At 68.6% G+C, this 13,616-nt stretch carries 10 protein-coding genes; 5 read left to right on the top strand and 5 right to left on the bottom strand.

The features are described 5' to 3' along the window. Positions 1–3: 3 nt before the first annotated feature. On the bottom strand, positions 4–2,073 hold the full coding sequence (locus tag ACFOD9_RS07345; protein WP_379509434.1) for a 3-hydroxyacyl-CoA dehydrogenase NAD-binding domain-containing protein: 2,070 nt from the start codon (positions 2,071–2,073) through the stop codon (positions 4–6). Positions 2,074–2,249: 176 nt separating this feature from the next. Beyond that, complete coding sequence (locus tag ACFOD9_RS07340) at positions 2,250–3,356, bottom strand: NAD(P)-dependent alcohol dehydrogenase (RefSeq protein ID WP_379509433.1); 1,107 nt, start codon at positions 3,354–3,356, stop codon at positions 2,250–2,252. Positions 3,357–3,512: 156 nt separating this feature from the next. Here ACFOD9_RS07340 and ACFOD9_RS07335 point away from each other — a divergent pair, with 156 nt between their 5' ends. Continuing rightward, the gene (locus ACFOD9_RS07335) at positions 3,513–4,346 is read left to right on the top strand and encodes an SDR family oxidoreductase (RefSeq protein ID WP_379509432.1); all 834 of its coding nucleotides are present in this window, start codon (positions 3,513–3,515) and stop codon (positions 4,344–4,346) included. Positions 4,347–4,355: 9 nt separating this feature from the next. On the opposite strand, the gene ACFOD9_RS07330 is transcribed toward ACFOD9_RS07335, so the two are convergent. Then, complete coding sequence (locus ACFOD9_RS07330; protein ID WP_379509431.1) at positions 4,356–5,129, bottom strand: SDR family NAD(P)-dependent oxidoreductase; 774 nt, start codon at positions 5,127–5,129, stop codon at positions 4,356–4,358. Then, complete coding sequence (locus ACFOD9_RS07325) at positions 5,129–6,550, bottom strand: aldehyde dehydrogenase family protein (protein ID WP_379509430.1); 1,422 nt, start codon at positions 6,548–6,550, stop codon at positions 5,129–5,131. Before ACFOD9_RS07325 ends, ACFOD9_RS07330 begins: the two co-directional genes overlap by 1 nt. A 100-nt stretch (positions 6,551–6,650) precedes the next feature. On the opposite strand from ACFOD9_RS07325, the gene ACFOD9_RS07320 reads away from it, so the two are divergent. From ACFOD9_RS07320 to ACFOD9_RS07305, 4 genes are all read left to right on the top strand, one after another. Then, positions 6,651–9,005 carry an enoyl-CoA hydratase-related protein gene (locus tag ACFOD9_RS07320; RefSeq protein ID WP_379509429.1) on the top strand — a complete coding sequence of 785 codons (2,355 nt, stop codon included), beginning with the start codon at positions 6,651–6,653 and terminating at the stop codon, positions 9,003–9,005. Positions 9,006–9,051: 46 nt separating this feature from the next. Beyond that, a complete protein-coding gene (locus ACFOD9_RS07315; protein ID WP_379509957.1) occupies positions 9,052–10,554 on the top strand; it encodes an acyl-CoA synthetase in 1,503 nt (500 codons plus the stop codon). A gap of 184 nt (positions 10,555–10,738) precedes the next feature. After that, positions 10,739–11,713, top strand: a complete 975-nt coding sequence (locus ACFOD9_RS07310) for a carotenoid biosynthesis protein (protein ID WP_379509428.1) — start codon at positions 10,739–10,741, stop codon at positions 11,711–11,713. A gap of 118 nt (positions 11,714–11,831) precedes the next feature. Then, positions 11,832–12,542, top strand: a complete 711-nt coding sequence (locus ACFOD9_RS07305) for a glutamine amidotransferase (protein WP_379509427.1) — start codon at positions 11,832–11,834, stop codon at positions 12,540–12,542. A 34-nt stretch (positions 12,543–12,576) separates the two neighbouring features. On the opposite strand, the gene ACFOD9_RS07300 is transcribed toward ACFOD9_RS07305, so the two are convergent. Further along, positions 12,577–13,554 carry a D-2-hydroxyacid dehydrogenase gene (locus tag ACFOD9_RS07300; RefSeq protein ID WP_379509426.1) on the bottom strand — a complete coding sequence of 326 codons (978 nt, stop codon included), beginning with the start codon at positions 13,552–13,554 and terminating at the stop codon, positions 12,577–12,579. Positions 13,555–13,616 lie beyond the last annotated feature (62 nt).

Raw genomic sequence — 13,616 nt, 5'->3', positions numbered from 1 at the left:
CTGTCAGGCGCGCACGAACCGCTGGCCCTTTGCGGCCATGCGTTCGAGCAGGGGGGAAAGCGTGATGGGCTGGCCTTGCGCGATCCGCGCCTTCAGCCGCTCGACGATGCCGGACAGGCCGACCGCATCGCCCCAGAACATCGGGCCGCCGCGATAGACCGGCCAGCCGTATCCGGCGATCAGGGCCATGTCGATGTCGGCTGCCCGGTAGACGATGCCTTCCTCGACCAGCTTGGCGCCTTCGTTGACGATGACATCGAGCAGGCCCGAGAGGATCTCGTCATCCCCGATCGGCCGCGGGGAAATCCCCTCGCGGGCGCGCACCGTGTCGATCGCCGCCAGGGTGGCGGACGAGACCACCGGGGTGCCCGAGGCGTGCTCGTAATAGCCCGATCCGGTCTTCTGGCCCCAGTGGCCGGCCTCGCAGAGGATTTCCTGGACCGTCCGGCCCGCGCTGTTCTCGCGGTCCCATCCGACCACGTCGAGCCCCACCAGGTCCATCATCCGGTACGGCCCCATGGGGAAGCCATGGTCGGTCATCACGCGATCGATCTGGTCGGGCGATGCCCCGGCCAGCATCAGCGCATCGGCAGCCTCGCCGCGCCGGGCCATCAGGCGGTTGGCGATGAACCCGTCGCAGACCCCAGAAACGACGCCGAGCTTGCCCAGCTTGCGCGCCAGCCAGATGGCAGTCGCCAGGACATCGCCGTGCACCGCCTTGCCGCGCACGATTTCCAGCAGGCGCATGATGTTGGCCGGCGCAAAGAAGTGCAGCCCGATCACGTCGCCGGGGCGCGAGGTGACCGCGGCAATGGCATCGACATCGAGAAACGAGGTGTTGGTGGCCAGGATCGCGCCTGGGCGGACAACGGCATCAAGCTCGCGGAACACCTGCTGCTTCAGCGCCATGCGCTCGAACACCGCTTCGATCACGAGGTCGGCATCGGCAAGGCTCTCGACGCTCTCGGCCAAGGTCAGCCGGGCGAGCTGCGCCTTGGCGGCATCCTCGTTCAGGCGGCCCTTGGCGACCTGATCCAGCACGGTCTTTTCCACCCGTGCGGCGGCCCGGCGCAGGGCTTCGGCATCCCGGTCCACCAGCGTCACGGTGAAGCCGGCCGCAAGCAGGGCCAGCGTGATCCCGGTCCCCATGGTGCCGGCCCCGATCACGCCGGTGGCCTTGACCGGGCGGGCTGCCACCTCCTTGCCCAGTCCGGGCACCTTGGACACGGCCCGCTCCGAAAAGAAGGCATGGATCTGCGCCGCCGATTCGTCACTGGCCAGCAAGTCCTGGAACAGGCGCAGTTCCTCGGCGATTCCCGCCTCGAAGTCATTGAGGGTCGAAGCGGCCACGGCCTCGCAGATATGGCCGGGCGCCTTGAAGCCCTGGAACAGGCGGGGCTGCTGCTGGCGCAGCCGCGCGATCGCGGCCGCCGCTTCCTCGGGCGTATCGGCAACCTTGCGATCGCGGACGCGCGGCAGCGGCGCCGAGGCGCCTTCAACCTTGCGGGCAAAGGCGATGGCGTCATCCAGCAGGTGCCCTTCGCGCGCCAGGGCATCGACAATGCCGAGCTCGCGGGCCGTGGTTGCGGAAACCGGCTTGCCGCTGGTCATCATGTCGAGCGCGCGGGCAACGCCAACGATCCGGGGCAGGCGCTGCGTGCCGCCCGCGCCGGGCAGCAGGCCCAGGCTGACTTCGGGCAGGCCAAGCGAGGCCGAGGGCACGGCCAGCCGATAGTGGCACGCCAGCGCGAGTTCGAGCCCGCCGCCCAGCGCCGTCCCGTGAATGGCGGCAATGACCGGGACCGGGCTGGCCTCGATCGCGGCCTGGTCCTCCGGCAGCAGCGGCGCCACCAGCGGCTTGCCGAATTCGGCGATGTCCGCGCCGGCACAGAAGGTCCGCCCTTCGCAGATCAGCACGATCGCGCGCGCACCCCCGTCGAGCGCGGCGGCGATCCCGGCGAGGATGCCTTCGCGCAGGGCCAGGCCAAGGGCGTTCACCGGCGGGGAATCGAGCCGGAGAATGGCGATCCCGTCGACCCGGTCCAGCGTTACCACGGAATTGATGCTCTTCATCGGTCAGGACCTTGAGATCGGACAAGCGGGGCGAGATCGGACAAAGCTGGGCGCGAACAAGGCGAAACCGGCGACGGAATCCGCATGGCGCGCGCCACCTGATGCCATTGCCACCCCGTCAGCGCAAGAAGTTAAATGAACGACTAATTAAACTTTCTCTACATTCCGCGAAAGCCTCACGGAAGTAGGACCGCCTTCACGCACAAGCCAGCGTGCTGGTCGGCAACCGCCTGGTTGATTTCGGCCAGGGGGTAGGTTCGCACGATCCGGTCGAGCGGCAAGGCGCCGCTGCGATAAAGCGCGACGAGTTCCGGCAGGAATTCGTCGGGATCGCTGTCGCCCTCGATGATGCCCTTGACCGTCTGCCCGAAGGTGACCAGCGCAACCGCATCGCCCGGCACCGGGGTTCCCGGCGTGGCAATCCCCACCAGCCCCAGCGTGCCCTTGGAGCCAAGCGCGGCGGCCAGCGCCTGCATGACCGGCGGCACGCCGCTCGTATCCAGCGCGAAGTCCACCCCCTGGGGCACGATCTCGCGCACCGCGGCGGCCGTGTCCGGATGGTCGGCGGGATCGATCACATGGGTCGCGCCAAGCTCCAGCGCCAGCGCGCGGCGCCGCGCATGGGGCTCCACCACGATGATCGTGGCCAGTTTGCGGATCGCCGCCCCCATGACCGCGCACAGCCCGACCGCGCCGCCGCCCGCGATGACGATCGAGGATCCGGCCCGCGCATCGAGCGACCGCATGACCGCGCCCACCCCGGTCTGCACCCCGCAGCCCAGCGGCGCGAGCAGTTCGAGCGGCAGGTCGTCGGGCACTTTGACGACATTGCGCTCATAGGCGATTCCGTGGCTGGCAAAGGAGGACTGACCGAAGAAGTTGCTGGCGATCCGCTCCTCGCCATCGCCCAGGCCGGTCGATCCGTCCATGCGGCAACCCGCGCAGTTGAGGTGCAGCCAGGTGCGGCAATAGGCGGGATCGCCGGCCAGGCAGCGATCGCAGGTGCCGCAGGAGCGGAAGGTCATCAGAACCCTGTCGCCCACCTTCACCTTGCCCACCGCGCTGCCGACCCGCTCCACCACGCCCGCGCCTTCGTGGCCGAACACGGCGGGGACCGGGTAGCCCCCGGCACCGGCCTTGAACACGAGATCAGTGTGGCACAGCCCGACCGCCGCGATTCGCACCACCACCTCGTCCGGGCGGGGATCGTCGAGCGTGAGCGCGCGAATTTCGAACGGACCAGCCCTGTCCAGAGCGACCGCCGCGGTGACTTCCAAGCCCATCCAGACTACCCTTGCGATTATCAATTAAACGGATATTTAATATCGCCCAGCGAAAGACGCAAGGCCGGTGTGCGGCGCGGTCAGGCCTCGGCGCGAATGCGTTGCGAGGCCTGGCCCAACCCGCGCGCCGTCCATCTCGATGGGAGAACCCGAAGGATGAACTACCTCCAGGACAAAGTGGTGATGGTGACCGGCGCCGGCAGCGGTTTTGGCCGGGTCACGGCCCTGCAGCTGGCCCGGCTCGGCGCGCGGGTGACCTGCCTCGACGTGGTCAGCCAGAATGCCGAGGAAACGGCGGGCCTGATCACCGATGCCGGCGGAACGGCACTGGCCGTGGCCGCCGACGTGACCGACATCGATTCGCTGCGCGCCGCCGTCGAAGCCACGATCGCCACCTGGGGCCAGGTGGATGCGCTGATCAACAACGCCGGCACCATGCCCCTGGCCTTCATGGCCGATCACGCCATGGCCATGGCCTCCTGGGCCAGGTGCATCGACATCAATTTCAAGGGCGTCGTCAACGGCACGGCGGCCGTGTTCGACCAGATGATCGCGCAAGGCAGCGGCCACATCGTCAACATTTCCTCGATCTACGCCAACCACCCGCTCGCCGGGGCGGCGGTCTATGGCGCGACCAAGGCCTCGGTGGCCTATTTCTCCGATGCCGTCCGCCAGGAATGCCGCGGCAAGATCAAGGTTTCCGTGATCAAGCCCACCGGATCGACCTCCACCAACCTGACGCAAACCGTGCTCAATCCGGCCGCCGCGCTCGGCATTGCCGGGCAGAACGGGGCGGATTTCCTGCAATTCCTCCAGCACCGGGCGCTCGGCACGATCCCCGACGGCGCGGTTGACCCCGATGGCATGGCCTACTGTTCGATCGACCCGGAATATATCGCGGCGGCCATCGTCCACGTGCTCAACCAGCCGGCCGGCGTGCTCATCAGCGACATGACCGTGCGCGCGACGAACGATCCGTTCATCGTGTGATCGGCCCGGTCAGGACTTCAGGGACTGGCCGTCGTCGATGGTGAAGACCGATCCGGTAACCCCGCGCGCGGCATCCGAAAGCAGGTAGAGCATGATCGGATCGAGATCGCTCTCCTGCATCAGCCGCTTGCGGGGCCAACGGGCGATCTGGCCCTTGCCGGCGGGCGATTCGAACCACTCGTCGTTCAGTTCCGTGGCGATGTAGCCGGGGTTCACGATGTTGAGGCTGATCCCCTGACGGGTCCATTCGCGGGCCGCCAGCTTGCCGAAGTGCTGGATCGCCGCCTTGCTGGCGGAATAGAGGGCGATCCCGGGGCCAACGGTGTTCGCGGTCATCGATGAGATGATCACGATCCGCGCCCGCTCCTGCGCGGCCGAGCCATTGGCGATCATCCGCCGCCCCGCCGCCTGGACCGACAGCATCACGCCCTTGACGTTGACCGACAGGACCTCGTCGATCTGGTCGGGCGTGATGTCGATCACCATGCCCGCGGCATTGACCCCGGCATTGGCCACCATCCCGTCGATCGGACCCAGCGCCGCCTCGGCCGCGGCAAACCCGGCCTCGATGGAGGCCGGATCGCCGACATCCATGGCAATGGGCACGCACCGGCCGCCCGCGCCGCGGATGTCATCGACGATCCGTTCAAGCCGGTCCATCCGCCGCGCGGCCAGGGCCACGGCGGCGCCATTGCGGGCAAACAGCTTCGCGAAAGCCTGCCCCAGTCCCGACGAGGCGCCGGTGACCAGGATCGTGCGGCCGGCCAGGACCTGGCCCTGCATCACAGGCTGCCGGGCCGGTAGACCGTTTGCGGCACCATGTATTCGAGCAGCCCCTCCGTGCCGTTCTCGACTCCGAAGCCGCTCTGCTTGTGCCCGGCGAAGGGCACGTCGGGGCGCAGGTTCAGGTTCTGGTTGATCCACACGGTGCCGGTTTCCATCCGCCGGGCAATGGCCGTGGCCGCCTCGATGTCCTTCGACCAGACCGCCCCGGCCAGCCCGTATTCGCTCGCGTTTGCACGGGTGATGACCTCGTCGATATCCGAGAACCGCATCATCGGCAGGATCGGCCCGAAGGCTTCCTCGACCACCACTTCCGCATCCTCGGGCGGATTGTCGACAATGGTGATCGGCACGAAATAGCCGCCGTTGTCGGGCACCTTCGCGCCCTCGATCAGGGTCATCCCGGCCGCGCGCGCGCGCTCCAGCAGCCCCTGGACCCGGTCGAACTGGCGCCGGTTCTGCACCGGACCGAACACCGCGTCCGCCTCCTCGCCGTTGCCGACCTTCAGGGCGCGGGCCAGGCCCACCAGCCGGTCGCGCAGCGCTTCGTAGATGTCCTCGTGCACGTAGAGCCGCTTGGAGGCGACGCAGATCTGCGCCGAATTGTAGAACGAGCCCATGAAGATCTTGATCGCGACCTCGTCGAGATCGACATCGGGCAGGACGATCGCCGCGTCATTGCCGCCCAGCTCCAGCGTGACCCGCTTCAACTGCCGCCCGCAGGACTGGAGCACCTGCTTGCCGGTCGCGGTCGAGCCGGTGAAGGACACCTTGGCAAAACCGGGATGCGCGGTCATCAGCGGCCCCAGCGCGTCGCCGCCGGTCACGATGTTGAGCACGCCGGCCGGGAAGGCATCCTTCAGGATCTCGCCGATCTTCAGCATACACAGCGGCGTGAACGGCGAGGGCTTGAGCACGATGGTGTTGCCGGCCAGCAAGGCCGGAGCCAGCTTCCACACCGACAGCATGACCGGGAAGTTCCACGGCGAAATCGCGCAGACCACGCCCAGCGGGACATGGACCGTTTCGGCGATCTGGCCCTCGCCGGCGCTCTTGCGGTGGACCGGCGGCGCCATGTCCGCGCAGGAATGGAACCACTGCGCCGACATTTCCAGTTCGCCCAGCGCGCCTTGCAGGGGGCGGCCCTGCTCGCGCGTGAACAGCGGGGCGAGCTCGGCCGCATGGGCGCGCAGCAGATCACCCGCTGCCCGCAGCATCGCCTGCCGCTCTGGCAGGCTGGTTGCGCGCCACAGCGGGAAGGCCGCCTGCGCGGCGCGAACGGCTTCGTCGAGATCGGCCTCGGCGCAATCGGGCGCCGTGGCAAAGACCTGGCCCGTCGCCGGATTGACGACCTCGATCCGCGCATCGCCGGCGACGAGCTGTCCGTTGATCAACATTCGATAGTCGGCGTGGAAATCCATCTGGGCCTGCTCCTCGTCCTGTTCCGCCCGCGGCGATTGACACTGAGTTAAATAGTCGTTTAATTTACGTCAACCCAGAAGGCCGAGCGGATCTGCCCCCATGAACCGACATTATCCCGATCCCCGCACGCCTGTCATCGTCGGTGTGGGCCAGGTCGTCCGGCACTGGTCCGGCGATACCCCTTCCGACGCCCCGAATCCGAACGCCTTGCGCCACGAGGCCGCCCGCATCGCGCTGGACGATACCCAGGCGCCCGCCGTCATGCGCGATTCAGTCGATCTTGTCATGGTTGTGCGGACCAATGCCGATTCCCTGCCCGGCGTGCCCCAGCCATTCGGCCGCTGCGCCAATCCCCCCGCCACCCTGGCGCGCGACCTCGGCATCGCCGGCGCCCGGCACGTCTATTCGGTGGTCGGCGGCGATCAGCCGCAATCCCTGGTGAACGAGGCCGCCGAGCGCCTGTTCGCGGGCGAGTGCCGCGCCGCCGTGCTGTGCGGCGCGGAGGCGATCGGCGCGCTCAAGCACGCCCGGCGCAAGCGGATCGGGCTTGACTGGACCGACAGCGTCGAAGGCCCGCTCGAGGATCGCGGGATCGGCGATCCGCTGCTCTCGGACTACGAACGGGCCAACGGCCTGGGAATGCCCACGCAAACCTACCCGCTGTTCGAGCACGCGCTCCGCCAGCGGCTGGGCCACACCCGCGAGCAATACCGCGCCCTGATCGGCGAGCTGTGGGCGCGGTTTTCCGAAATCGCGCAAGCCGAACCCTTCGCCCAGTTCCCCGCCCACCGCAGCGCAGGGTTCCTCGCCACCGAAAGCGCGGAAAACTATCGGGTCGCCGATCCCTACCTCAAGTGGCACGTCGCGCAGGACGCGGTAAACCAGGGGGCTGCCCTGGTCATGACCACGGTCGGCGAGGCGGATCGCGCGGGCATTCCCCGCAGCCACCTGGTCTTCCTCCACGGCTATGCGGGCATCAAGGATCGCTTCGTTACCGAGCGCGCCGACCTGTCCCGCTCGGCCGCGATCGACGCTGCGCTCGACATCGCCTTGAAGGCGGCGGGCAAGACCGGCGCCGACATCGCCCACCGCGATCTCTACAGCTGCTTTCCCTGCGCCGTGCTGCTCGCGGCCGAGGCGCTGGGCACCGACTGGCGGACCGCCGATTGCACCGTGACCGGCGGCCTGCCGTTCTTCGGCGGGGCCGGGAACAACTATGCGATGCACGCCATCGCCCGGATGGTCGAACGGCTGCGCCGCGCCCCGGATGACTTCGGCCTGGTGCTGGCCAATGGCGGCTTCCTCTCCAAGGAAAGCGTGGGCATCTATTCTGCCCGGCCGCCGGAAAGCTGGCAGCCGGTCGACAGCCGGCCGGGCCAGCAGGCGGTCGACGCCGTGCCTTCGCCGGCGCTGATCGCCGCCACGTGCGAGGCGACCGTGGCAAGCTACACGGTCGTCTACGCCAAGGGCGCTCCGGTGCGGGGCTTCGTTCTGGCCCAGGCCGAAGGGGGCCGCATTCTCGCCCGCGCCCGGCCCGGCCACCGGGCCACGCTGGCCGCGCTGGCCGCGCAGGATCCCGTGGGCCAACGCCTGACGATCACTCACGTCGATGGCGTCAACTATTTCGAGCCTTCGGACCGCCTCGGCCAGCCCGCGCCGCCGGGCGGCCTGCCGGCCCGCACCTTCCCCAACGTGCTGATCCGCCGAGATGGCCACCTCCTCGAAGTGACGCTCAACCGCCCCGAGGCGCGCAACGCGCTCTACACCGCGGTCCACTACGAGCTGCACGAGATCTGGGACAACCTGGAGGCCGATCGTGATCTGTGGGTCGCGGTCATGACCGGCGCCGGCGACCGGGCCTTCTGCAGCGGCAACGACCTGAAGGTGACCGCGGCGGGCGGCGACATGAGCCTGCCGGCCTCGGGCTTCGCCGGCCTGTGCAACCGGCTTGACCGGCGCAAGCCGATCATCGCGGCGGTCAATGGCGCGGCCCTGGGCGGCGGTCTTGAAATCATCCTCGCCTGCGATCTCGCCGTTGCTGACGAATCCGCCGATCTTGCCCTGCCCGAAGTCAAGGTCGGGCTGTTCGCGGCCGCTGGCGGCGTGCAGCGCCTGACCCGCCAGATCGGCCGCAAGGCCGCCATGGACCTGATCCTGACCGGGCGCACCTTCGATGCCCGCGAAGCCGAACAACTGGGCCTGGTCAACGCGGTCTGCCCGAACGGCAAGGCGCGGGAAGCGGCCCTGGCCATGGCCGAAACGGTCCTTGCGGCCTCGCCGGCGGCGATCCAGGCCACCCGCGAGGTGCTGAACCTGGCCGACCAGGCCGAGCAACTCGGCACGGCCCTTGCCGCCAGTGGCCCGGTGTTTCGCAAACTGATGAAATCAAAAGACTTCCGTGAGGGCGTCAGCGCCTTCGTCGAGAAGCGCAAGCCCGTCTGGACGGGTGAGTGAAGCGCCAGCTTCCCGCCCTGTCCCGGCGCCAGGAGAGGCAGTGACCATGCACCCACGCGACTATGCGGCCATCACCCCCGACCATCCGGCCGTGATCATGGCCGGCTCGGGCGAAACGATGTCCTATGGCCAGCTGGAAAGTCAGGCCAACCGGATCGCCCACTGGCTGCGCGCGCAGGGCATCGAGCGCGGCGATACCATCGCGGTCCTCATGGAAAACTGCCCGGAGTTCCTCGCCATCTGCTGGGCGGCGCAGCGATCCGGGCTGTACTGGACCTGCATTTCGCCGCGCCTGCTGCCCTCCGAAGTGCTCTACATCGCCTCGGACTGCGCGGCCAGGATCGTGTTCTGCTCGCAGACGACCGCCCCCCTCCTGGCCGAACTCGTGCAAGCCGGCCTGCCGGTCGCACTGGTTGCAGCGCGCGGCAGCGTCGATGGCATGATCGACCTGCCATCGGCGCTGGCCGATCTGCCCGACTGGCCGATGGCCAACGAAACGCAGGGCACCGACCTGCTCTATTCCTCCGGCACCACCGGGCGCCCCAAGGGCATCCGGCGGCCGATGCCGGACGGGCCGATCGACCAGCCGCCCAACCTGGTGAGGCTGATGACCAGCTATTTCTGCATCTCCAAGGGCTGCCGCTACCTGTGCCCCGCCCCGCTCTACCATGCCGGCCCGCTGCGCTGGTCCATGGGCATCCAGATGCTTGGCGGCACGGTGGTCGTCATGGAGAAGTTCGATCCGGAACAGGCCCTGGCGCTGATCGAACGGCACGGGATCGAGGCCGGCCAGTTCGTCCCCACCCATTTCACCCGGATCCTCAAGCTGGCGCCCGAAATTCGCGCCCGCCATGATCTGTCCTCGCTCCGATCGGTGGTTCACGCCGCGGCGCCCTGCCCGGCCGAAATCAAGCGGGCCATGATCGACTGGCTCGGGCCGGTCGTCTACGAGTACTATTCGAGCACGGAAGGCAATGGCCTGTGCGCGATCAATTCCGCCGAATGGCTGGCCCACCCCGGCTCGGTCGGCCGGGCTTTCGTCGGCAAGCTGCACATCTGCGACGAGGCCGGCGAACCGGTGGATAGTGGCGTGACCGGCCAGGTCTATTTCGAGGGCGGCTGGCCGCTGTCCTACCACGACGATCCCGAAAAGACCGCCGCCAGCCACAATCGCCACGGCTGGTCGACCATCGGCGACATCGGCTGGGCCGATGCCGAGGGCTACCTCCATCTCACCGACCGCAAGGACTACATGATCATTTCCGGCGGGGTGAACATCTACCCGCAGGAGGTGGAAGACCGGCTGATCGCCCACCCCAGGGTGCACGATGCCGCGATCATCGGGCGCCCGGACGCCGACCTTGGCGAACGCGTGGTGGCCTTCGTGCAGCCCATCGAATCGCCTGACGACGAAACGGCCTTCGCGGCGGAACTGGCCGCCTACCTCAAGAGCCAGGTTTCCAGCGTGAAAGTCCCCAGGGAATTCGTGTTCGTGACCGAGCTGCCCCGCTCGGAAACCGGCAAGCTGAACAAGCGCCTCCTGTCCTGAGCATCTGCCGCGGCCCCAGCCCCGGCCCCTCGGCAATCCCGTCACCGGGACGGCAAGCCCTGTCCGCCACGTGCGCCGCCAATTGCGGCGGCGAAGCGCGGCGCGTTCGGCAGGCTTGCATCCCCCATGCCATCGCCGCCATGATGCAGATCGTTGCTGGCGCTCCCCCACGTGAGGTGCATTGATGTTCTTCGGATTCCCCACCACCTGGATCGCGCACGATCTCCTGGCCATGGCGCTCTATTCGCTGTGCGTGGTCCATGCCACGCGCCACCCCGAGGCGACCCAGCGCACCCTGATGCTGCTGGGCTTCACCCTGTTCGCGGCCATGTTCGAGAACATCGGCGTGGGTGCCGGCCGCTACTTCTACGACCCGCGCCGCCTGGCGCTGGTCGGCGCGGTTCCGCTGGGCGTCCTGATCCTCGAGAGCGTGATCTTCTACGCCGCGATGACCCTGCTCGATCACCTGCGCGTCCCGGCCTGGGCCAAGCCCTTCGCCGCCGGGATGCTGATGACCCTGCAGGATCTCTCGATCGATCCCACCGCGGTCAACGATCGCTATGCCACGGCCACCGGCGGCAGCGGCGGCGGGCAGTGGACCTGGATCCAGCACTATGCCGATACCTATTTCGGCATCCCCTATGCCAATTTCTCCGGCTGGTTCCATTTCACCTTCGCCTTCGTGGTCGCCTTCCAGGTCGTCTGCTTCGTCCTGCGCCGCGCCGGGCTGGCGGAGCGGATGGTGGCCAATGCCGCCCTGCCCTTCCTCGCCGCCATCGGCGGGGTCTTCATCATCCTCACCCCGTTCACCGTGTTCATGATCGATCTCAGCCCGCTGCTGCCGCCCAGCACTCATGGCGCCGAACTGGCGATGCTGGCGACCAACCTGGCGCTGGGGACCGCGATCCTGCTGGCCACGGCCCGCCCCGCCCCGCTTGACTGGGCGCGCGACGGCGCGATCGTGGTGGCAGCGCCAATGCTGCTCCACGGCTATGACATCGCGGTGGCCTTTGCCCGCGGCCTGTCCATCGCCTACCTGCCGGCCATCGTCGTCCCGGTGATCCACGCCGGCCTGCTGGTCGTGCTGCTGCGCCGCGGCGCGCGCGGGGCCGATGCCCGGGCGAATGGCCCGATCGGGGCCGCCTCACCCGAAATATGAGCTTGCCGCCCTGTTAGGAAGCCTCGCTTGAAGCGGCCCCCGGCTCTCCACTAACCGGACTGGGTTTGACGTTCCGGCCGTCGCGCGATGGCCGCCAGAGGATTGCCGGCAGCCCCGCATGACCCGCAAGAAGGCGCTCATCATCCGTCATGTCCCCTATGAGGGCGTGGCGGGCTACCGCGAGCCGATCGAGGCCGCCGGCTATCACGTCGACCGGATCGACGTGACCGACCCGGCCTTCGCCTCGCTGGACCTGCGCGAACACGACCTGCTGATCATGATGGGCGGGCCGATGGGCGTCTACGAGCAGGACCGCCACCCGTGGATCGCCTGCCAGTTGCGCCGGCTCAAGCTGCGCCTCGATGCCGGCCTGCCCACCCTCGGGGTCTGCTTCGGCGCCCAGATGATCGCGGCGGCGCTTGGCGCGAAGGTCTATCCCGGGCCGGTCAAGGAGGTGGGCTTCCATCCCGTCACAATCCACGACCATGCCCACGACAGCCCGCTGCGCCACCTCGTCGGCGTCCCGGTCCTGCACTGGCACGGCGATACCTTCACCCGCCCCGAAGGGGTGGACCTGATCGCCTCCAGTCCCGTCTACGATCACCAGGCCTTCCGCCGCGGCGCCAACCTGCTGGCCGTGCAGTTCCACGCCGAAATGGGCGAGGACGAGCGGTTCAACGCCTGGATCGCCGAATGGCCCGAATCCGTGATCGAGGCCGGCGGCGACGAAGCCGCCCTGCGCGCCGCCCATGACGAACTTGGCCCCGGGGCGGTCGCGGCCGGGCGGGCGATGATCACCGAGTGGCTCGCCAACCTGGCCCACGGCTGATCCGCACCCGCCGGACGGCGCCGGCCGGCCCGGCTCAGAACCAGTTCGCCTTGTCGACCACGTTGCGAAGCGCCGCGCCCCGGGCAAACTGCCGGCAATTGTCGCGCAGGATCTCGTAGCGGCGCTCGTCCAGGTAGGGGCCGCGCCCGGCCACGTGGGGCGTGATGATGACCCCGGGCAGGTGCCACAGCCGGTGATCGGACGGGAGCGGCTCCTGCTCGAACACGTCCAGCCCCGCGCCCGAAATCTCGCCCGCCGCCAGGGCGTCGGCAAGATCGTCGAGCCGGGTCGTCATGCCCCGGCCGATGTTGATGAAATAGGACAGTGGCTTCATCCGCTGGAACCGGGCGCGGTCGAACAGGCCTTCGGTGGCCGGGGTATGCGGGATCGTCAGGATCACGAAATCGGCCCGGGGCAGCAGGCTGTCGAGCTGCTCGGGACCGTGGAGTTCGCGCACGTGCGGGCCAGGATCGGTGCGCCGCGCATCGGTGGCCAGCACGGTAACCCCGAAGGCATCGAGCAGCCGCGCGGCCTCCGCGCCGATCCCACCAAGGCCGACGATCAGCGCCGTGGCCTCCGGGAGATGGACCGCCGGGCGCAGACCCTTCGGGTTCCATTCCCCGCGCGCCTGGCGCGGCCAGTAGAACTGCAGGCCGCGAGCGAAGGCCAGGACCAGCGCCATGATGTGGGCGCCGATGTGATCATTGTAGATCTCGCGGAAATTGGTGACCGCCAACTCATGCTCGATCAGCGCCGGATAGTAGAAGCCGGCCGGCGGCGCGGCGAAGGGCGCCTGGAGCCACCGCAGCCGGCTGGCCGCGGCCAGCAGCGGCGGCGTCAGGAAACCGAAGGCCGCATCGGCATCGGCGATTTCCCGGATCGCGCCGGCTTCATCCTCGGGGACAAAGAGGCGGATTTCCGGGACGTCGCGCATCAGCCGCGCGGCCCAGTCCCGCGCGGGGCCGCTGTGGGGCGGCAGCATGACGAACTTGGGCGAAGCGGGCGTGGCCATTGGCTATCCTGTGTGGTCGGTCGGGAAGGGTCGGCGTGAGCGGGGGGAGCGGCGCCAGGGTG

The sequence above is a fragment of the Novosphingobium bradum genome, from assembly GCF_042646485.1.
Lineage (GTDB): Bacteria > Pseudomonadota > Alphaproteobacteria > Sphingomonadales > Sphingomonadaceae > Novosphingobium > Novosphingobium bradum.
The sequence above is the reverse complement of the archived record's forward strand: the minus strand, read 5'-3'. Positions and strand labels throughout refer to the sequence as shown.